Origin of the sequence: Dentiradicibacter hellwigii (assembly GCF_041770905.1) — a bacterium.
Taxonomy (GTDB): Bacteria; Pseudomonadota; Gammaproteobacteria; order Burkholderiales; family Rhodocyclaceae; genus Propionivibrio; species Propionivibrio hellwigii.
Window position 1 is genome coordinate 477,946 of the sequence record NZ_JBEUWX010000002.1, and the last position, 20,981, is coordinate 498,926.

A 20,981-nucleotide genomic window follows, 5' to 3' on the forward strand; every position below is an offset into this window, starting at 1 on the left:
ATGTGCGGCATTCTTGGCGTCATGGCAACGACGCCGGTCAATCAGCTTCTTTATGATGGCCTGATGGTTTTGCAACATCGCGGACAGGATGCGGCGGGTATTACCACGGCCGATGGCGGCGCCTTTTATATGCATAAGGCGCCCGGACTGGTGCGTGATGTGTTTCGCACGCGCAATATGCGTGCCCTACCGGGCCGGATGGGCATCGCTCATTGCCGCTATCCGACAGCCGGTTCGGCGCTGGATTCAGCCGAATCCCAGCCTTTTTACGTGAATTCGCCTTTCGGCCTGGTGCTGGCGCATAACGGCAACCTGACCAATACGCAACAATTGCAGAAGGAAATGTTCCTTCAGGATTTGCGTCACATCAATACCAATTCCGATTCGGAAGTGCTACTGAACGTACTGGCGCACGAACTGCAGGCAGCCGCTACTGGCTACCAACTTGATCCGGAAACCATCTTTAGTGCGGTAGCCGGTGTTCATCGCCGTTGCAGGGGAGCATATGCCGTCGTTGTTATGATCGCCGGTTACGGTTTGCTGGCTTTCCGCGATCCTTTCGGCATTCGCCCACTGGTTATTGGTGAAAATGATGCACCGGAAGGCAAGGAGTATCTCGTGGCTTCGGAGTCGGTTGCGCTCGACACACTGGGTTTCCGTGTTATGCGTGACGTAGCGCCGGGCGAAGCGATTTTCATCGACATGGCGCACCGGCTCTATACGCGCCAATGTGCAGACAACCCCGTACTTTCGCCCTGCATTTTTGAATATGTTTATCTGGCGCGTCCCGATTCTGTGATCGACGGTGTCTCGGTATACGAAACGCGCCTGCATATGGGCGAGCATCTGGCTGAACGCGTTGCCGCCGAAATCCCGGTCGAAGAAATCGATGTCGTTATTCCCATTCCCGATTCAAGCCGGCCATCAGCGATGCAACTGGCGCAAAAACTTGGGCTGCCCTATCGGGAAGGCTTTGTCAAAAACCGCTACATCGGCCGTACTTTCATCATGCCCGGCCAATCAGTACGTAAAAAATCGGTGCGCCAAAAACTCAATACCGTCGCCCAGGAATTCAAGAACAAACGCGTGCTGCTTGTCGATGATTCCATCGTGCGCGGGACGACCAGCGGCGAAATCGTTGAAATGGCACGTCTGGCTGGTGCGCTCAAAGTCTATTTTGCCTCGGCAGCCCCCCCTGTGCGGTTTCCCAACGTTTACGGCATCGATATGCCGACGCGCAGCGAACTGATCGCCACCGGGCGCAGCAGGGAAGAAATTTGCCGCACAATTGGTGCGGATGCGCTGGTCTATCAGGATCTGGAAGCACTCAAGGCTTCTGTGCGTGAACTGAATCCGGCACTCATTAACTTTGACGCCTCCTGCTTCAATGGTGAGTACGTGACCGGCGACGTGACGCCCGAATACCTGGATACCCTCGAGCAGGTACGGGACGAAAAACTGGCAGAAAAAGGCGCCGGCGGACGGAACGGTAAAACGCTGCTGGATATTAATTCCGGCTCGGTTCCCGAATAGCGCCTGATTGTGGGTCAGATTGTGACTATATCGTCGGTAAACTTTAATGCCCGCCTTAGCGCAATTAGTGATTGCGGATCTAAATGCGGTAGTAACCAGGACGATAGCTCGGCTTTTTACAGAAGCAGAAATCGCCAAATTAGCTGCTCCAAATTTATAGCGGAACGGGCGAACTGACCCCGCTTATCGATGCGTCTGATGCGCTGAAACTCGGAAACCACAACGGATACGGCCGATCCTTGGATTATCCGATGATCAGCCGATCCTGAAACAGTTTACCGGCGGCTTGCAGGCGCGGCAGGAGAGGGAATAGATCGATGCCCGCGTCGGTTTTTAGCTGCCGGGCGCGTTCTGCCATTTCAGTCAAATGGACATCGACACCTTCTGCGCCTGTACCGAAGGCGATGGTGTTGCCGCTGTCACAGGATGGGAAAACAAGGGCGTGTCCGTCAAAAGCTTCCGCAATGCGCTGCGTACTGGCAGCAAACCCCCGGCTGCGCCCCAGCAAATTGACCGACATTAATCCCTGTGCCGTCAGTCGTGCACGGCAGCTTTGGTAGAAGGGCAGGGTATCCAGGATGCCCGCGCGGCCGTGTTTATCGAAGCCATCAACGAAAATAGCGTCGAACGCGGGACCGCGCTGCCGCATGTAATCCGCGCCATCACCGATGACGATGCGCAGACGCTGAGGATCGTCGGGCAATTTGAAATGTAGTTTGGCAATGATTTCTATCTGCGGATCGATCTCGACAACCGTAATGCGCGTCTCCGGCAACTGGCGATAGATAAATTTAGCCAGCGAGCCGGCGCCCAGGCCAACGATCAGCACTTCGCGCGGCCACGGTGGTTCACGCAGTAACAGACAGGCCATCATGTCGCGGGTGTAGGCAAGCTCAAGTGCATCCGGTTTGCGGACGCGCATCGCGCCTTGAATCCATTCGGCGCTGAAATGCAGGTAACACACGCCTGCTTTTTCACTGACTTCGATGGAGGTGGCCATAGGGAAAGTGGTAAATAGGGTGGAAGAAACGTTAATCGGAAATCAATAACCTGAAATCTTTAAAAGATTACCTGCGCCTCATAATACCGAAAGCCAGCCGCCATCGACGTAAATAATCTGGCCATTGACGTAGTTTGAAGCAGCGGAAGCCAGATAAACGGCGGTGCCGGCCAGTTCGTCCGGTCTGCCCCAGCGGCCCGCCGGATTACTGCTTTTGACCCAGGCATCGAATTCCGGATTTTCGATCAGCGCCGTATTCATTTCGGTCAGGATATAACCGGGGCCAATGGCATTGGCTTGAATGTCGAATTGCGCCCATTCGGCGGCCATGGCGCGGGTGAGCAGTTTGATGCCGCCTTTGGCCGCGGTGTAAGGGGCGACCGTGGCGCGTGCGGCTTCACTGGTCAGAGAGCCAATGTTGATGATTTTGCCGCCGCGCCCGCGCGCGATCATGCGTCGTGCGGCTTGTCGCGCGACGATGAAGGCGCCGGTCAGATTGGTGTCGACGACGCGCCGCCAGTCTTCGACGGCGAGTTCAACCATCGGTTTGCGGAACTGGACGCCTGCATTGTTGATCAGGATGTCGACTTCGATGCCCTGTGCGTCGAGTGCTTCAAATGCCTGAATCACCGAGGCTTCGTCGCTCACGTCGAAGACCGAGCCAAGCGCCGCGCATCCCTGCGCCGAGAGCCGGTCGACCGCCGCCGCGACGGCCGCTTCCCGACGTCCGTTGACGACGATGCGCGCGCCGGCGGCAGCCAGCCCGTCGGCCAGCGCCTGACCGATGCCGCGCACCGAGCCGGTAATCAGGGCGGTGCGGCCGGATAAATTGAATAATGAAGTATCGAGCGGTGCGGCCATGATGTTTTTCTCCATGTTTTTATCTGACAAACCGAAGGTAGCGCGGTTTCCTGCGTATCCTCCAGAGCGGTTTGTGATGCGCCTCCATGAAAGCGCCGAATATTGCCTCTCCAGTGATGGCGCGCTATTGACAGCATACTGCGCTCAAGTGCAGACTTGTGCGCGCCGCGCTGGGGATGGCGCGAGGCAATCATAGCAATATTCCCTTATTCGCGGAGTGCTGGTTCCGGCCCGCTGACACTGAAGACAAACACGAGGAATATATGAGCAACGGTTTAACCATTTCCAGTCAGGGTTCTCTTGACTTCGTTTCACTTGGCGCCCTGATTCACCGGCTCGACACGGGTATTGTGCCCTTCCGGCGCGCCAGCCATTGCGAGATTCATGTCAGCGGTGGCGAATTTAACTGTGCCGCCAATCTGTCAACCTGCTTTGGTCTTAAGACCGGCATCGTGACGGCGATGGTCGATTATCCCGTCGGCGAGCTGATTGATAACGCCGTGCGCACGCTGGGTGTCAAACCGTTTTACAAGCGTTTTAAGCACAATGGCGTCAACGGCCCGAATATGGCGACGGTCTATAGTGACCGCGGGCAAGGCGTGCGTCCGCCGATCGTGTTCTATAACCGCGCCAACGAGGCGGGTGGCATGCTCAAGGCTGGCGATTTTGATTGGAAAGAGATTTTTTCCGGGGGCGTGCGTTGGTTCCATAGCGGCGGTATTTTTTCCGCATTGTCGGAAACGACTCCGGAAGTTATTGTCGAAGGCATGCAGGCCGCCAAACAGGCGGGCGCGGTAGTGTCCTTCGATCTGAATTACCGTGCCAAATTGTGGAATATCGCCGGTGGCGAACGGCACGCCGTCGCAGTGCTCGATAAAATTCTCCGGCATGTCGACGTGCTGGTCGGCAATGAAGAAGATTTGCAGAAAAGCCTGGGTATTCCGGGGCCGGAGGTCGCGGCCAAATCGAGCCTTGATCCGGCAGCCTTCTTCAGCATGATCGACAAGGTACTCGCCAAGCATCCGCAGATTAAGGTGGTGGCAACGACTTTGCGCGAGGTTCTCTCGACCAACCGCCATCGCTGGAGCGCCGTCGCCTGGGTCGATGGCAAGACCTATACTGCGCCAACGGCCGAACTTGATGTCTATGACCGGATCGGCGGCGGTGACGGTTTTGCTTCCGGTTTCTTTTACGGCCTGCTGACGGGTGAATCCCCTGAAGATGCGCTGCGGCTCGGTTGGGCGCACGGTGCATTGCTGACGACTTTCCCCGGAGATATTTCGATGGCCTCGCTCGACGAAGTGCGCGCCTTTGCCAAAGGCGGGTCGGCGCGTGTGCAGCGCTGAGATTTTTAGCGGTTTTTAGTTTTTTGCCTTGGTTGTTGCGGAGTATTACGATGCGGAAAATCAGAACAGCCATCATCGGTTGTGGCAAGGTCAGCGACCTGCATGCTGCGGCACTCAAACATTTACCCGAAGCGGAATTCGTCGCCATCTATAGCCGTAGCGCGGAAAAGGCAAAGCAGTACGGCGAGAAATACGGCGTCGAGGGCTTTTGCGATATCGGAAAAATGGTCGCCACGGTGGGTGTCGAAGCAGCAATCGTATGTACGCCGCATCCGGCGCACCGTGATGCCGCCGTCGCCGCGATCGAAGCGGGTGCGCATGTGCTGGTCGAAAAACCGTTGGCAGCTACGCTGAAAGACTGCGACGATATTCTGAATGCGGCAAAACAGGCGGGCGTCAAAGTCGGGACAGTCTGCCAGAGACGCTTTTACGCGCCGTCGCAGCGAATGCGGCGTGCCATCGACAGCGGCAAAATTGGGCGTCCGGCACTGGGTACAGTGTTGATGCTCGGCTGGCGCGACCGCAAGTATTATGAAAGCGATGCCTGGCGCGGCAAGTGGCGTTCGGAGGGCGGCGGCGTACTGGTCAACCAGGCGCCGCATCAACTCGATCTGCTGCAATGGTTCATGGGGCCGATTGATGAGTTGTTCGGCGTCTGGTCAAACATCAACCATCCGTATATTGAGGTAGAAGATACGGCGGTGGCTGTTATCCGTTTCCGCAGTGGCGCACTCGGCAATATTGTCGTCAGCAACGCGCAGAAACCGGGCATTTACGGCAAAGTGCATGTCCATGGCGATAACGGCGCTTCAGTAGGTGTGCAGACCGACGGCGGTGCGATGTTCATCGCTGGCATGTCCTCCGTAACCGAACCGCCCATCAATGATTTGTGGACGGTGCCCGGTGAGGCGGCAATGCTTGCACAGTGGCAAAAGGAGGACAGCGATCTGTTCAACAGCCACGAGGATTCGATGGAGTATTACTTCCGCCAGCAAATTGCCGATTTTCTGGGCGCGGTGGCGGAAGGGCGCGAGCCCTTGGTTACGGGGGAAGACGGCCGCAAAACGGTAGAAATTTTCACGGCGATTTATCGTTCGCAGAAGAGCGGCAAACCGATCAAATTTCCGTTGGCGCCGGATGCTTCCGATCTGGATTATGAAACCTACGCATCGATGCCGCTGCACTGAGGCGGGCGAGGGCGAAATAGATACGAAAAGAATATGAACAGCGCAAAATATCAGAGGGAAGGAAAACAGTTGTGAAAGCATTGGTGTTGAAGGCGTACAAGCAGTTTTCTTACGAGGACGTGCCTGAACCTGAGATCGGTGCGGAAGATGTACTGATCCGCGTTAAGGCGTGCGGCATTTGTGGCAGTGATGTCCATGGGATGGATGGCAGCACGGGCCGCCGGATTCCGCCGATTATCATGGGGCATGAGGCTTCGGGTGTAATCGAGCAGGTTGGTGGCAGCGTCAGCGAATGGCGCGTGGGCGACCGGGTCACGTTCGATTCGACCATCGTGATGCGGCCGGACTTTTATTCGCAGAAGGGACTGTTCAACCTGAGCGACTATCGCAAGGTGCTCGGCGTCTCTTGCAGCGAATATCGCCAACATGGCGCTTTTGCCGAGTTCGTCGCAGTGCCGCAGTCGATTCTCTACCGCTTGCCGGATTCGCTCAGCTTTGAACGCGCAGCCATGACCGAGCCGGTTTCGGTTGCTTTCCACGCGGTCAACCTGATGACGAATGAGCTCAACGATAGCGCGATCGTCGTCGGCTGCGGCATGATCGGCTTATTCGTTGTGCAGGCGCTGCGCATCAAGGGCTACGGAAAAATTATCGCCGTCGATCTGGATGCATCGCGGCTCGATACGGCGCTCGAATTTGGCGCTGATCATGCGATCAAGGCGGATGCGCCCGATGTCGTCGATCAGATTCATGCACTGACGCACGGGCGCGGTGCGGATGCCGCAGTCGAGGCCGTCGGCATTACGCCAACCATTGATTTGGCGATCAAGGCGGTGCGCAAGGGAGGCAAAGTCGCCCTGGTCGGCAACCTGTCGCCCAAGGTCGAACTGCCTTTGCAGGCGGTGGTCACGCGGCAGATTACGCTCTACGGTTCATGCGCTTCCGCCGGTGAATATCCGGCCTGCCTCGATATGATCGCCAATGGCCGTGTCAGGGTGGATGAAATGATTTCCGCGGTTGTCCCGCTGGCTGATGCGGCGATATGGTTCGAGCGCTTGTACAAGGGCGAACCCGGCTTGAAAAAAGTCATCGTGACGCCCTGATTTTGCACTCTGCGGCGGCCGCATGCCGGTCATGCAGCCGCTGTGGATTTCCGATTTTCTGTTTACGCTGAATATCGGGTATCGTTGCAGTTCTCTGGTTTCGTGCGGAACAGATTTTTTGGCAGAGCGGCGCAAGCTGTTCTTATACTTCGAGGAGGAAGCATGAATAAAACGTTTTTCAGAAAATTTGCACTAACCGCCGTATTGGGCGTTTTTGCGAGCAGCAGCGCGCTGGCTGCTGTGACCGGAAAAGTCGGACACGCCATGCCGGAGGAGCATCCACAAGCCGTTGCGATGAACAAGTTTGCCGAACTGGCGGCAAAATACACCAATAACAACGTGAAATTGAAAGTTTTTCATAGCTCCGTTCTGGGCAGTGACGAAAAGATGCTGCAGGCGGTTCAGGCGGGCACACAGGAATTCTATATCGGTACGCTGGCGCCTTTCTCGGCCAAGGTCAAGGAAGTGCAGGTGTGGGATTTACCGTTCCTGTTTGCCAATACCAAGCAGGTGTATACCGTGCTTGATGGTGCGGCATCCAAGAAGATTTTCACCAAGCTCGAACCGATCGGCGTGCATGGTCTGATGTGGACGGGAATGGGCTTTCGCAACCTTTCCAACAGTAAGCATCCTGTTACCAAACTTGAGGACATTGCCGGTCTGAAGCTGCGTGTCATGGCGAATCCTGTCGCGATGGAAACCTGGAAGACACTGGGCGCTAACGCGGTTCCAATGGCCTTTGCCGAAGTCTTTACAGCGCTGGAAATCAAGGCGATTGACGGTCAGGAAAACCCGCTCGTGCATATGTATACCAACAAGATGCAGGAAGTGCAGAAATATATTTCCTTAACCAATCACGTCTACACGCCGGTTGCGCTGATCGCTTCCAAGAAGTTCTGGGACAAACTGAGCGCTGCTGACAAGGAAGGGGTGCAGAAGGCAGCCGAAGAGGCCAAGATCCTCCAGCGTCAATTGCTCGATCAGGGCGACAAGGATGTGATCGAAAAATTCCGCAAGGTGGGTGTCCAGGTGGATGAAGTTTCTGCGGCAGAGCTGGCCAAGATTCAGGAAAAAGTCAAGCCGGTCATTACCAAGTTCACGCCGCAAATCGGCGAAGAATTCCTGAAGGAATTTCAGGCGGAAATCGCCGCTGTCGCAAAATAAGCAGTGAATTGATGTCGTAAAAGCGGCGGCCGAAATAGCGTGAGGAACTCCTCTCGAAATTTTCGGCGCCGCCCGCTCATGCGGGGCAGTAACGTTGCCGAGTGCACCGACCGCCGTAAAATCAATGAGAAAGTGATACGGTTTGGAACAAGTAGGACAAGAAAACAGCGGCAGGGGAAAAGGGCGGTAGGGCGTGTCGTTATGCAAGGCGCAAATGGCACATGTGGCACATGTCTTTGCGGTTGAACGATACGACCGTATTTTTCATTGATTTTACGTACGGTATCTTGCCAAGGCCGGCCGTGTGATGCACCAAGAGAGGTAAGGAGTCGGAAGGATGGAAAATCTGGAGCGAGTTAAAGCCGGTTTTTACCGTCTGCTGGAAATTATTATGGTCATCACCATGATCGTGATGTTTGTGCTGGTTTTCATCAACGTTATGTTGCGGATGATTTTCAACACTGGTATCGATTTTGCCGAAGAGCTGCCGCGCTTTGCCTTTATCTGGATGACCTTCATTGGCGCAATCATCGGCATGCACAAACATACCCATCTCGGCGTAGATATGCTGGTGGCGGCCTTGCCTGTGCTGGGGCGCAAGATCTGCTGGGGCATCAGCCAGGTCATCATGACCGTTTGCAGCCTCTACATGTTATATGGCACCTGGTTGCAGCATGAAATCATCGCTTCCAATGCCTCGGCCGTCATGCAGATGAGCATGCTCTGGGTGTACGGCGTGAGTTACCTGACCGGCACCGCCATCACCATAATCTGCCTTTCCAACCTCGTTCGCCTTTTCCTTGGGCAAGTCGACGAAAGTGAGCTGGTCGATGTGCAGGAAGAGGGCATGGAGGATGCGCATGAAGCGCAGAGGGAAATTAAAGAGCAGATGCATCGTGAAGAGGGACAGCCATGATCGTCTTCATCTTCATCGTCTCGCTGCTTGGACTCATGGCGCTCGGCATGCCGATTGCCTTCGCGCTGGTCGGCTGCGGCCTGTGCATGATGTATTACATGGGGATGACCGATCCGCAGATCGTCATCCAGAACATGTGGGACGGCGCTAACAGCTTCCCGCTACTGGCTGTTCCTTTCTTTATGCTGGCCGGCGAGTTCATGAACGCAGGCGGCATGACGCGACGCATCATTGCTATGGCCATGGCCTGGGTTGGCCATATCCGCGGTGGGTTAGGCTACGTCGCCGTCATGGCTGCGGTCGCCATGGCAGCGCTTTCCGGTTCGGCTGTCGCCGATACGGCGGCGCTGGCAGCGGTGCTGGTGCCGCTGATGCGCAATGCCGGCTATAACATCAGCCGCTCTTGCGGCCTGATTTCCTGCGGCGGCCTGATCGCGCCGATCATTCCGCCCTCGATCGGCTTCATCCTGTACGGCGTTACGGGCAACGTATCGATTACCAAGCTGTTCATCGCGGGTATCGTTCCCGGCGTCCTGATGGGTGCTTCGATCATGCTCGCCTGGTACTGGTGCACGAAAAATGACCCGATGCGGATCGAACCCAAAATGAGCATGCGCCTGCGCTTGCAGGAAACGCGCAGGGCCGCCTGGGCATTGGTGCTCCCCGTTGTTGTCGTGGGCGGCCTGAAAATCGGCGTATTCACGCCGACCGAGGCTGCGGTCATCGCGGCATTTTATTCATTGGTTGTCGGCCTGTTCATCTACCGCGAGATCAAGCTCTCCCAATTATTCGGGTTGTTCCTCAAAGCCTCGGAAACGACGGCGGTCATCATGTTCCTCGTCTCCGCGGCCGGCGTATCGGCCTGGCTGATCACGGCGGCGGATATTCCGGGGCAACTCGCCCAGATGGTCGAGCCGTTCATGGGTAACAAGATGCTGCTGACCTTCATCCTGATGGTGCTGGTCATGCTCGTCGGCACCGCACTGGACATGACGCCGACAATCCTGATCATGACGCCGGTGCTCATGCCCGTGCTCAGGCAGGCTGGAATCGATCCGGTCTATTTTGGCGTATTGTTCATGATCAACAACGCTATCGGACTGGTGACCCCGCCGGTGGGGACTGTGCTCAACGTCGTTTGTGGCGTGGCGCGCGTGTCGATGAGCAGCGCTATTTCAGGCGTCATTCCTTTCATGATCGCCCAGTTTGCCGTCATGTTCCTGCTTGTTTTCTTTCCTGGCATCGTTATGCTGCCGCTCCAGTGGATGACACGCTGAAGGCAGGGACAACTCCCAACACCGCGCCGCAGCCTGCTGTCCATCAAGCCTAACGCGGCGCACGGTCAGTGCCCCCATATTCCTGCCGCCTACCAACCAGCCACCGCTGGAGCCCGCATAAACAGGGCGTTTCCGGGTAGGCACCGCTGAAACCCGCATGGATAAAGGGTCTCCGGGTAGGGTGCCCGGAGATGCATTATTTACAAGGGCTTCAGGGCATCCTCCTTGGAGAAGCCCTAAATACGTGGGCTTCCGGGTAGTGGGTTTTGGAAGCCTGCTGCGCATCAAGCCTAAAGCGGCGCTTGGCCAGTGCCCCCATATTCCTGCCGCCCGCCAAGCAGCTACCGCTGGAGCCCGCATAAACAGGGCGTTTCCGGGTAGGCACCGCTGAAATCCACGCGGATAAAGGATCTCCGGGTAGGGTGCCCGGAGATGCCTTATTTACAAGGGTTTCAGAACATCCCCCTCGGAGAAGCCCTAAATACGCGGGCTTCCGGGCAGTGGGTTTTGGAAGCCTGCTGCCCATCAAGCCTAAAGCAGCGCTCAGCCAGTGCTCCATATTCCTTGCCGCCCACCAACTAGCCACTGCTGGAGCCCGCGTAAACAGGGCGTTTCCGGGTAGGCACCGCTGAAACCCGCATGGATAAAGGGTCTCCGGGTAGTGTGCCCGGAGATGCCTTATTTACAAGGGCTTCAGGGCACCCTCCTCGGAGAAGCCCTAAATAACAAAAGGTCCGAAAGCCCTAAGGGCACGTTGCCAGGCATTTACCTCGACTGCTCCTAACGGGTAGATGCATCTAGAGAGTTTAGGAAGGGCGTTGAAACAGTTGTCTGAGTCAGCACATACCAGCTTCTGGACGGTTGCAGCATGAAAGATATCGTCAGAACTATCATGCTTGATGGGGGGCACAACTGCCTCGTACACAATAAAAACTCGACAGCCGTCGTACTGGCATTTCGTGCGAAAAGGCGGGATCAGTCTCCGTAAAAACGGATGTATTCGATCTTTGGTCCTGGGTTTTCGTATTCACTATTGACTAGGTCAGGCACAACCCAACCAATATTGCCATGTGAGTTCTTCAGCAGTAGTTTTATGTTGCAAAGGCTATCTTCCTTGCAGGGAATAGCGTATGGATCATCAAGGATGATGTGCACTTTTTCACCTTTTTTTACTGCGTGTTTCTTGCCGTCTAATCCATCCAGTTTGAAACTGTTTTGTGCTTTGCTGTTTACTCCGATGTATTGATAGGGTTGTTTGATTTTGCTCAATTTACCGTCTTGCAATACATATTTACTGCGTGTTTGATAGAAGAGGTTGGCGCGGGTGTCAGTGTAAATATAACCATTACCGGGAATATAGTAGGTTTCACCGTTTAAGGTATTGTCCCCGTAATAGGGCCCGTCCGGTATGTTGTCGCCCGCAGGAAGGATGGTGCAGTTTGGGTCGGCGCTCATACCTTCATCGCATTGCAACAGGTATTCTTTATCGTCACCCGCAAATTTACCGCGCAACGCGCGATAGATTTCTGGCCTGTCGCCTTTTATCGGCAGCGTTTCGTTCAAAAATTTGCTGTTAGCTGGGTCGAAGTAAAAAAAGAAAGTATTTTTAGCCATTTCTGCTTTTTGCAGGCCGTCTAGCTTATCGACGGGTGCGCCACTCGTGTCTGCTTGTGCCCAGCCAGTTAGGCCAAAGATATTTTTAACAAGGGCGTGACCTTTGTTGTCCACTAGCAGCACGGTGACAGGGCTTCCTGCTGCGACACGTGCCACAGTATCACCGCCATCGGTTTTTTGGGTTAGCGCTAGTGTAGTTGCCGCTTTAGTGTTTTTACCGATATAGGTTAGCGGCCGTTTGCCGGCAGCGATGTTATCGTGGAACAGCGGCGCCGCATTCGCCTGCATGGCGATAAGTGCTAAGACGATAAGAGTTTTTTGCATGGACGGCTTCCTTATATTGGTATGAAAGTACTGCTGCATGACACGGCGGTGTGAACGGCGGAGTGGTTTATTTTTGTATTCTTTGCGTACGAAATGCATAGCAACGACTTTCTTCATCCGCATAATTTTCCAGGCTTTCCGGCGCAACGATCTGTATCGGGCGAAAACAGGAGCCGTCCGAAAGCGCGATGAAAGAAATGCCCGCTTTGGAAGCGCGCCGAGTGCGCACCCAGCCTTTGGCGACAACAGGTTGGTTGGCAGGCGCCTTGCCATCGAGAATTTGTCTGACGCTGAAGGTTTGCATGGCACCTTCTTATTCCGGACGCATCTGCGGGAAGAGAATCACATCACGGATGTTTGCCGAATCGGTCAGCAGCATCACCAGGCGGTCGATGCCAATGCCGCAGCCGCCAGTCGGCGGCAAGCCATATTCCAATGCACGAATGTAATCGGCGTCGTAGTACATGGCTTCTTCGTCACCGGCTTCTTTGGCCTTGGCCTGTGCAAGGAAACGCTCTGCCTGATCCTCCGGATCGTTGAGTTCAGAAAAGCCGTTGGCGATCTCTCGGCCGACGATGAACAGTTCGAAGCGCTCGGTAATTTCCGGATTGCTGTCGCTCTTGCGTGCCAGCGGGCTGACTTCGGCCGGATAATCAACGATGAAGGTCGGATTCCACAAGTCGGCCTCGACGGTTTCCTCGAACATCAGTAATTGCAAGGCGCCCAGTCCCATATCCGCCTTCAGTTCGACTTTCATGCCGGTGAGCTTGTCGCGCAGCCAGCCGGCGTCGGTAAGCTGTTCACGCGTATATTGCGGGCGGTACTTGAGAATCGCCTCAACCATCGTCAGGCGGTCAAACGGGCGTGAAAGATCGAGCGTGCGGCCTTGGTATTCGAATACTTCCGCGCCCAGTGCATCGCGCGCGGCATAACGCAGCAGCCCTTCGGTAAAGTCCATGAGCCGATGGTATTCCGAATAGGCTTCGTAAAACTCCATCATGGTGAATTCGGGATTATGGCGCGGACTCATTCCTTCATTACGGAAATTGCGGTTCAGCTCGAAGACCTTCTCGAAACCGCCAACGACCAGTTTCTTGAGGTATAGCTCAGGAGCAATGCGTAGATACAGCGCCATGTCGAGCGTATTATGATGGGTGACGAACGGACGCGCCGACGCTCCCCCCGGAATCGGATGCATCATGGGGGTTTCCACTTCGAGAAATCCGTGATTCGTCATGTAATTGCGGATCGACTGAATGATGCGGCTGCGCGCCATGAAGGTGAAACGCGACGACTCGTTCATGATCAGATCGAGATGGCGCATACGGTATTTTTGTTCCTGATCGGTCAGTCCGTGGAATTTTTCCGGCAATGGCCGCAGCGATTTTGATAGCAGACGGATTTGCGTGCATTGCACAGTCAGCTCGCCCGTCCGGGTGCGGAATAGCACACCCACCGCACCGATAATGTCGCCGATGTCCCAACGCTTGAACTCGGCGTACACCGCTTCGCCCACTTTGTCGCGCGCGATATAGAGCTGGATGCGGCCGCCCATGTCGGCGATGGTGACAAACGAAGCTTTGCCCATGACGCGCTTGAGCATGATACGGCCGGCTATTTTGACTTCAACCGGCTGTGCTTCCAGCGCTTCGTTGCTCTTGTCGCCATACTGTTCGATGAGCTTGCTCGAAATATCCTCGCGCGCAAAATCGTTAGGATAGGCTTTACCGCTGGTACGCCATTCGGTAAGCTTGGCACGGCGTTCCGCGATGATGTGGTTTTCATCCTGAACAGGTGTACTGGCGCAGTTTTCAACGCTGTTTTCGGCTTTCTCGGACATATAAATTCGTCTTTCGCTAAGGTAGAGTGCGGATATTCGCGGGGTTTAAGGGAATATGCTTGGGGGCGGAGCAGGGGAGCGGCGCATGGCCGGACTCCGTCGCAACGTTAAACGCCCTGCTTGAGGCTGGCTTCGATGAAAGTATCAAGATCACCATCGAGTACGCGCTGTGTGTCGCCAATTTCGACGTTAGTGCGCAGATCCTTGATGCGCGACTGGTCGAGAACGTAAGAGCGGATCTGGTGTCCCCAGCCGATGTCGGTCTTGGCGTCTTCCAGCTTTTGCTGCTCGGCCTGGCGCTTGCGCAACTCAGCCTCGTAGAGGCGCGATTTGAGCATTGCCATTGCTTCGGCGCGGTTACGGTGCTGCGAACGGTCGTTCTGGCATTGGACGACGATGCCGGAGGGCAGGTGAGTGATCCGTACCGCCGAATCGGTTTTGTTGATGTGCTGGCCGCCCGCGCCGGACGCGCGGTAAGTGTCGATGCGCAGATCGGCAGGATTGACCTCGATTTCAAACGAGTCGTCGACTTCCGGGTAAACGAACACCGAAGCAAAGCTCGTATGCCGGCGGGCATTCGAGTCAAACGGTGATTTGCGCACCAAACGGTGGATACCGGTTTCCGAACGCAGCATGCCAAAGCAGTAGTCGCCGGAGAGTTTGATCGTCGCCGTTTTGATGCCGGCAACGTCACCTTCGGATTCATCCAGCACATCGACCGTATAGCCTTTTCGCTCACCGTATTTCACATACATGCGCAATAGCATCGATGCCCAGTCCTGCGCCTCGGTGCCGCCCGCGCCGGCCTGGATGTCCAGAAAGCAGTTGAGCGGGTCGGCCGGATTATTGAACATACGGCGAAACTCCAGCCCGCCGACATTTTTCTCGATTTCGTCAAGATCGCTGGATACGGCATTCAATGTTTCATCGTCATTTTCCTCGTGCGCGATTTCAAAGAGTTCGCTTGCGTCCTTGAGTGCGGCGGATACCGCATCGAGCGTCAGTACGACGGCTTCCAGAGATTTTTTTTCCTTGGCCAGATCTTGCGCACGCTCGGCGTTATTCCAGACTGAGGGATCTTCTAATTCCCGATTGACCGCATTGAGCTGATCGGCTTTGCGATCGTAGTCAAAGATACCTCCGCAATTGACTGGCACGCTGGCCAAGATCGTCGAGGCGACCGGTAATGAGATTAATATTTTCGGCTTCCATAAATTCTGCCTTGGGCAAAAATGACAAAAATCGCATTATATCGGTTACACGTCACCCGAATACGCCGGCTGCGGCCAACCTTCCGATGAATGCAAGGCATCTATGCAATTAAGCAGCAGTGCGCTGCGCTTAGCCGCGTTTTTGCATGCGCCAGGCCAGGCGCGACCCGGCGGCCACCATGATACCGACGCCCCAAAATACACCCAGCAGACCAATGGCTTGACCGGCTCCGCCAAAAACTATGGGCATCAGCGCACCGGCGGCAGTGACTGACATCATCCGCAGTCCGAGCGCCTCTCCCTGCCGGTGTTCGGGGGTGATCTGGTGCAGGGAACTCATGATCATCGGCTGAACCGAACCCAGCGTTGCGCCGAGCAGTAGCGAGCAGATCCCCATCGCCAAGGGCGATTCAAGCAGCGGGTAGATGCTATATAACGTGGCAGTCATCAGCATTGCTGAAAAAATGACCGCCCATTCCTGCAAACGTGCGGCAATGAGCGGCAGAACTAGGCGGATAATGGCAGCGGCGACAGCAAATACGCCGAGAATCGTACCAATAACCGAAGCGCTAAAATCGCGTTCATGCCCCAGCAGCGGCACAACAAAGGTGTGTACATCCCAGCTTGAGGCAATCAGCCAGTTGAGCGCCAGTAAGCGGCGTAGCGGCGCTTCCCTAAGCAGATCCCAAAAATGTTGCTTTTTCGCCGTTTCCGTCTTGGCTTTGGGCGCTTTAGATACAGGCACGTGGCGTACGAGAAACCAGGAAGTGATCGGTAGGGTGGCCATCAGGGCAAAAGCGACACGGAAATTGGCGTGGTCGATGACCAGACCAGACAAAAAAGGTCCGATAACACTGGAAATGGCCGTGCTCAATGCAAGCCAGCTAAAAACCTGCCGAAGTTCCGTCTGGTTTGTCGCCATGCGTCCGGTGTGGCGCTGCAAAGCAATCAATGCGCTGCTCGCTGCGCCACCGATCATCAGGGCAGAGAAACAGAGAACAGGAAAAATTGGGAAAGCCGCCGCGAGGGCTGCACTGGTTACGGCGCAAATAATGCTGATCGCAACAGGACGTTGAAGCGTATTGCGATCGGCGAAACGCCCCGCAGGAACAGAAAGAAAAACAGGCGCCAGGGCAAAAAGTGAAATCAACGCACCGGCAGCGATAGCGCTATGTCCCTGACGCAACACCAGCAGGGGAGCCGCCATACGCATCCCCGTCATGCTGGCGTGGATGAGCACCTGAACGGCAATCAGGCGAATCAGCAGAGGGCTGGCGCACATCGCTCCATCATGAGCTTGGCTTTACCCTGTACCCGAATTTCGCTGAATTTATCTCGCTAGGCCCTGAAACGGATTGAACAGCTTGTCATTGCACAGCAACTTGCCGGAATGAAATTCGATTCTGCTCTTGAGCATGCCGTCTGCACGTTTGATATAGCCTTGTTCGATAAAACGCGCCACTTGTTTCTGGATAGCTTGCTGGCGGGCGAGGGCACGCTGAGCTTTGTCCTCCTGATGCGCACTACTTTTGTCGCCACTCGGCAACTTGCTTGCCAGCAATTCGTTCAACAAAAGCTCCGGAACATTCAGGTCGGCCATCAGATCCAGCTTGCCAATCAACATTAAGGGGTTATACCAATCCTCTTTGACGGCGTCGTTTAACTTGATTTTGGCGCTGAGTCGGGTTTCTCCGTACGGCGTATTAAAACTCAGTCGGTCGACAGCAAATTCAGCGTTATCAAGCGTTAAGTCTTGCAGTGAGGCCAGTATGGGCTGGAAAACATTAAGCGCATTAAAAGAGGGTGTATCACCATTCGGCGGCAGATACTTGTAGACTTCCAGCGTATTGCGGTAAAGGGCAGAGAGCTTACGCGGATTGAGGTGACGGGCAGAAAAGTCGTAGTGCGCCGGCCCATAATTCTGTTCCCCAAATTTAAATTCTTCGATACCCATCTTGGCAATCATGTCGAGAAACTGGTTCGGCGCGGAATTGCCTGGTGCAGAAATTTCGCCCTCGGCAACAAAATTTTTTATCTGTATCGGCAGGGCCTTTTCCTCCGGCATACCGGCCTCAATGTGCTCCATCGTAAAGCGCTGTTTGCCCGAGTAAAGCAGCGGATCGTCGTCGAATACACGCTTTTGGTCACTAGAGAACGTCATTCCATTGATAACCAGTTTGGCATCGTCGATCAGCTCAATTTTCGGCGCTTTGCCCGTCATTGAGTAATGCTTGAGGCCGCGCGAGAAATCGACCCGCCACGCTATTTCATCCCCAGAAAACACGTACTCGCCATGGCCATTTTCCTTCGGCGCGCTGTAATGGAAGGCAGCAATGTGTGCGACGCTGTAACCCCCGCCGGTAAAGCCAAAAAACGTGCTCGCCATCAACGGTGATTTGCCAGTAAAAGCGGCATCGACCATTTTCTGCGTTTGCGGATCAAAACTGATACGGCTTTCCGCTGATGCAGCGCCCAATGCCTTAAAACCGGGGAAAGGGCCGTGTTTGATATCCGTGTTAATCGTAAGCTGGATGAATTTTTCAGATCCTGCTCCTGTGTTTTCCTGTGACTCACCCGCAGGTTCAGAGTCTTTTGGTGCGTTGTTTGGGTCGGTGGTCGTTTGACCAGAGCCGGCCGGCAGCTGCATCGTGAACAGTGCCGCAGGAAGTTCGAGCGTCACTGTTTGCGTTGCATCAAAGATACGGCGGTTATATTCATTCCGTACAAGTTTGATGTATGGCACTGCGGATAATTGTTCGTGCAACTGCGCGTTACAGGTATCTTCAACCTGTTTGCCCAGAAACCAGGAAGTGGCCGGATACGCCAAAATGACTGCCAGCACAACGCCAGCAAAAGTGGTAGAACGATTCATGAGTAAAATTTTTGTGAAAAGAGAAAACTGAAATACCCTTAATTAAAAAAACACCAATGCGTTTTTTCCGGGTGTTTATTACATTGTTATTTTACCGAAAATTTATAAATGGAAATATATGCGATTTCGCATAATTTGTATTATGTAAAATTATTTTTGACCGTAGCTTGACCGTAGCATAAAAACCGGCGTAATGGACAAAATAGGTGTTTTTTTCGAGACATAACGCTCTAATAGACAAAATAGGTGTTTTTAGGACGGATCCTTTGCGAAATAATGTTTTATAAAGCGCAACTTATTCTCCTTTTTCAAACCCCGATGACACCGCAAAAGCCGCTTCATATCGCTGAATTTCCCTTCCAGCAAATTGGTCGTATTCGGGATGCCTAGCCTGGGAAAACGCTCATAGGTAAACAACCATGGCAGATGCCGTTTCAGGCTGTTGTACGCGGCGCGCAGACGCTTATGCGTGTAGTGAGAGCGGCCTGTTTTCTCGTTCACGCTGCGTTCGTTCAGGAAGGCGGCGTACTGCTCGTACCAGCCCTTGAGGGCCTCCTCGAACGCCGCCTGAGTGTTCTCCGTCAGGGTCAGTGACAGGGCACGCAGCGCCTGTGCTGCCGGGCTTTTAGGCTTTCTGGTCAGGTGGCGCACGACGATTTTGATTTGGTGAAACTGGCACATTTGCACGGGTATATCCGGGAAGGAGCCTAGCAAGCCGCTTTTGCCATCGCAGATAATGCTTTGTATCAAAACCCCTTTTTCTTGCAACGCAGCGACTTCCTGTGTGTAGAGCGCGTTGGTTTCCCGCTCGACTGCCACGACCCAAGGCGCGCTTGCTGCGAGCGTCGTAGAGAACCATGACGCCCCATTTTCGGCCGAAATAGGTGGTGTCCATGATGAGGTTCACGGGTGCCTGTGGCAGCACGCAATCGGCCTGTGTAGGGGCTTTGGCGAGGTGACGACGGATGGTTTTGAGGCTGTATCCGTACTGCGCGGCAAGCTGTGCGGCACTTTGCTTGCCTTCGCTGTAGCGCTGCCAAAGGGTGTTGGGGTTTAGCTTTTTCCCGCCGCTGAAACGCTTGTGACAGGACACGCATCTGTAGCGTTGTTTGCCACTTTGGGTGCCATCTTTCCTGACCTGTTTGGAGCCGCAAAAAAAAGCATTTTTTGTGTTCAAAGGTTTTGACCTCTTATAAAGCCTTGCAGCGTAAGGAATACAGCGATTTTTAACACCTATTTTGTCCATTACACCTAAAAGCGTGAGCTCAGCATCCATACTCATATAACTTATTATCGATTGCCTTATGCCTATTGTTGAGTTGGGGCGTACTGCGGATTCGTTGCTGAGAAATTATTTTTTCCTTTTGTTTGTTCAATTTTCCGCATATACGTTCTTTATCATGCTCCTGACGGACATGATTTTCTACAGATTTTTGCATACGTTTCTGATGCTGAGACTCTTCATTACGGAGTCGATCATTTATTTGCTTGACGCGCTTGCGGTCATTTTCAGATAGGCCACCTCCCGAACTGATTGGATATAACTCTTCCGGACTAACTTTTTTTGTCAGTTCTGCCCCTTGTTCCTCACAAGGTCGGTCAGATACGAGCTTCCTTCCATCTTTATTGCAGTAGTAAAAGGCACTTTGCGCGGAAGCTGCACTTACCACAAAAATGCAGCTCAGTAGAAACAGCTTTTTTGTCACATTACGTACTCGTCAAAAGATCCGTAACTTCCAAGAAGTATCGGCTTTAAACCAGAGGGATATTTATCCGCATATCGCCAGGCGGCAGCAATATAGGGAGCGCGTGGCGCAGATATAGAGAATATTCCCTTTAATTCCTCCAAACTGTAGATTCGCCACCGTTTCGGGTAACCGTAATTTTCCGATCAAAGCGCCATTGTGGTTATAGACATGTATGCCATCTCCAGCACTGATCCACAAGCGATCATTACGATCGACGCGGAAACCGTCGAATAATCCAACAGTACATTCAGCAAAAATACGCGACTTCCCTAGCCGCTTTCCGCCATCAATAACGTCAAAAATGCGGATATGTTTAGGCCCGTCGGGATCATGGCTTGCACCGGTATCGGCAATATAGAGCTTTTTGCCGTCGCGCGAGAAGGCTAGCCCATTGGGCTTGACAAAATCGTCAGCAACGCAATCAACCTGACCGGAAATTGGGTCGACCCGATAGACCTGACAGCAGCCGATTTCACTATCGGCCTTGTCGCCCTCATAATCCGAGAGAATTCCGTAGTCAGGATCGGTAAACCATATAGCGCCATCTGTGGCGACAACGACATCATTGGGTGAATTCAGACGTTTTCCTTGCCAGCGATCAGCAATTACAGTCAGGTGACCATCATGTTCCTGACGAATGACACGCCGTCCAAGGTGTTCGCAACTAATCAAACGCCCCTGCGAATCGACCGTATTGCCGTTGGCGTGGTTGGATGGCGCTCGGTAGATGCCCGTAACGTTGTTGCGTTCATCGAAACTTAGCATTCGATTATTCGGGATATCCGACCATACCAGCAAGCGGTGTGCAGGAAACCATGCCGGACCTTCGCACCAGCGTCCGCCGCTCCATAGCCGCTCAACTTGCTCGTGGGGAAAGAAACATGCATTGAATTCAGGTTCTATCGCCTCGAATCCCAACTTTTCCTGTTTATCGGTATTCATGATTTTCTCCGGAAAAATAGCCAAGCTGTTTATCTGCCCTACT

The 20,981-nt window shown here is 54.1% G+C and carries 18 protein-coding genes and 1 pseudogene; 7 read left to right on the forward strand and 12 right to left on the reverse strand.

Going from position 1 to position 20,981, the window contains the following annotated elements; all coding sequences use genetic code 11:
* Positions 1-1,533, forward strand: a complete 1,533-nt coding sequence (purF, locus tag ABCS64_RS04485) for an amidophosphoribosyltransferase (protein ID WP_418890707.1) — start codon at positions 1-3, stop codon at positions 1,531-1,533.
* Positions 1,534-1,777: 244 nt separating this feature from the next.
* Here purF and ABCS64_RS04490 read toward each other — a convergent pair whose 3' ends face one another.
* Both ABCS64_RS04490 and ABCS64_RS04495 read right to left on the reverse strand, forming a co-directional pair.
* The gene (locus ABCS64_RS04490; RefSeq protein ID WP_418890708.1) at positions 1,778-2,533 is read right to left on the reverse strand and encodes a fused MFS/spermidine synthase; all 756 of its coding nucleotides are present in this window, start codon (positions 2,531-2,533) and stop codon (positions 1,778-1,780) included.
* A 78-nt stretch (positions 2,534-2,611) separates the two neighbouring features.
* Entirely contained in the window at positions 2,612-3,409 is a 798-nt protein-coding gene (locus ABCS64_RS04495; protein ID WP_418890709.1) for an SDR family oxidoreductase, read from the reverse strand.
* Positions 3,410-3,657: 248 nt separating this feature from the next.
* Between ABCS64_RS04495 and ABCS64_RS04500 the strand changes: the two genes are divergently transcribed.
* The 6 genes from ABCS64_RS04500 to ABCS64_RS04525 all read left to right on the forward strand — a co-directional run bounded on the left by ABCS64_RS04500 (position 3,658) and on the right by ABCS64_RS04525 (position 10,387).
* Entirely contained in the window at positions 3,658-4,740 is a 1,083-nt protein-coding gene (locus tag ABCS64_RS04500) for a PfkB family carbohydrate kinase (RefSeq protein WP_418890710.1), read from the forward strand.
* A 50-nt stretch (positions 4,741-4,790) separates the two neighbouring features.
* Positions 4,791-5,927, forward strand: coding sequence for a Gfo/Idh/MocA family protein (locus ABCS64_RS04505; RefSeq protein ID WP_418890711.1), 1,137 nt, complete (start codon positions 4,791-4,793; stop codon positions 5,925-5,927).
* A gap of 71 nt (positions 5,928-5,998) precedes the next feature.
* On the forward strand, positions 5,999-7,030 hold the full coding sequence (locus ABCS64_RS04510) for a galactitol-1-phosphate 5-dehydrogenase (protein WP_418890712.1): 1,032 nt from the start codon (positions 5,999-6,001) through the stop codon (positions 7,028-7,030).
* Between the two features lie 42 nt (positions 7,031-7,072).
* The gene (locus ABCS64_RS04515; RefSeq protein ID WP_418890713.1) at positions 7,073-8,194 is read left to right on the forward strand and encodes a TRAP transporter substrate-binding protein; all 1,122 of its coding nucleotides are present in this window, start codon (positions 7,073-7,075) and stop codon (positions 8,192-8,194) included.
* A gap of 337 nt (positions 8,195-8,531) precedes the next feature.
* Complete coding sequence (locus ABCS64_RS04520; protein ID WP_418890714.1) at positions 8,532-9,110, forward strand: TRAP transporter small permease; 579 nt, start codon at positions 8,532-8,534, stop codon at positions 9,108-9,110.
* Positions 9,107-10,387, forward strand: coding sequence for a TRAP transporter large permease (locus ABCS64_RS04525; RefSeq protein WP_418890715.1), 1,281 nt, complete (start codon positions 9,107-9,109; stop codon positions 10,385-10,387). Before ABCS64_RS04520 ends, ABCS64_RS04525 begins: the two co-directional genes overlap by 4 nt.
* Positions 10,388-11,362: 975 nt before the next feature.
* On the opposite strand, the gene ABCS64_RS04530 is transcribed toward ABCS64_RS04525, so the two are convergent.
* The 10 genes and pseudogenes from ABCS64_RS04530 to ABCS64_RS04575 all read right to left on the reverse strand — a co-directional run bounded on the left by ABCS64_RS04530 (position 11,363) and on the right by ABCS64_RS04575 (position 20,938).
* Positions 11,363-12,325, reverse strand: a complete 963-nt coding sequence (locus ABCS64_RS04530; RefSeq protein WP_418890716.1) for a hypothetical protein — start codon at positions 12,323-12,325, stop codon at positions 11,363-11,365.
* Between the two features lie 67 nt (positions 12,326-12,392).
* Complete coding sequence (locus tag ABCS64_RS04535; RefSeq protein WP_418890717.1) at positions 12,393-12,629, reverse strand: hypothetical protein; 237 nt, start codon at positions 12,627-12,629, stop codon at positions 12,393-12,395.
* Between the two features lie 9 nt (positions 12,630-12,638).
* On the reverse strand, positions 12,639-14,165 hold the full coding sequence (gene lysS / locus ABCS64_RS04540; protein WP_418890718.1) for a lysine--tRNA ligase: 1,527 nt from the start codon (positions 14,163-14,165) through the stop codon (positions 12,639-12,641).
* A gap of 107 nt (positions 14,166-14,272) precedes the next feature.
* Positions 14,273-15,377, reverse strand: a protein-coding gene (gene prfB / locus ABCS64_RS04545; protein ID WP_418890719.1) for a peptide chain release factor 2 whose coding sequence is annotated in 2 segments (ribosomal slippage) — positions 14,273-15,295 and positions 15,297-15,377 — 1,104 coding nt in all. Because the reading frame shifts where the segments join, the coding sequence is not laid out codon by codon here.
* Between the two features lie 129 nt (positions 15,378-15,506).
* Positions 15,507-16,658 carry an MFS transporter gene (locus ABCS64_RS04550; RefSeq protein ID WP_418890720.1) on the reverse strand — a complete coding sequence of 384 codons (1,152 nt, stop codon included), beginning with the start codon at positions 16,656-16,658 and terminating at the stop codon, positions 15,507-15,509.
* Positions 16,659-16,706: 48 nt separating this feature from the next.
* Positions 16,707-18,248, reverse strand: coding sequence for a YdgA family protein (locus ABCS64_RS04555; RefSeq protein ID WP_418890721.1), 1,542 nt, complete (start codon positions 18,246-18,248; stop codon positions 16,707-16,709).
* Between the two features lie 252 nt (positions 18,249-18,500).
* Complete coding sequence (locus tag ABCS64_RS04560; protein ID WP_418889991.1) at positions 18,501-19,067, reverse strand: IS256 family transposase, variant Zn-binding type; 567 nt, start codon at positions 19,065-19,067, stop codon at positions 18,501-18,503.
* A gap of 289 nt (positions 19,068-19,356) precedes the next feature.
* Positions 19,357-19,530: pseudogene (locus tag ABCS64_RS04565) on the reverse strand (hypothetical protein); the annotation flags it as partial.
* Positions 19,514-19,954, reverse strand: coding sequence for a hypothetical protein (locus ABCS64_RS04570; protein WP_418890722.1), 441 nt, complete (start codon positions 19,952-19,954; stop codon positions 19,514-19,516). The pseudogene ABCS64_RS04565 and the gene ABCS64_RS04570, both read right to left, overlap by 17 nt.
* Positions 19,955-20,017: 63 nt before the next feature.
* Complete coding sequence (locus tag ABCS64_RS04575; protein WP_418890723.1) at positions 20,018-20,938, reverse strand: SMP-30/gluconolactonase/LRE family protein; 921 nt, start codon at positions 20,936-20,938, stop codon at positions 20,018-20,020.
* Positions 20,939-20,981 lie beyond the last annotated feature (43 nt).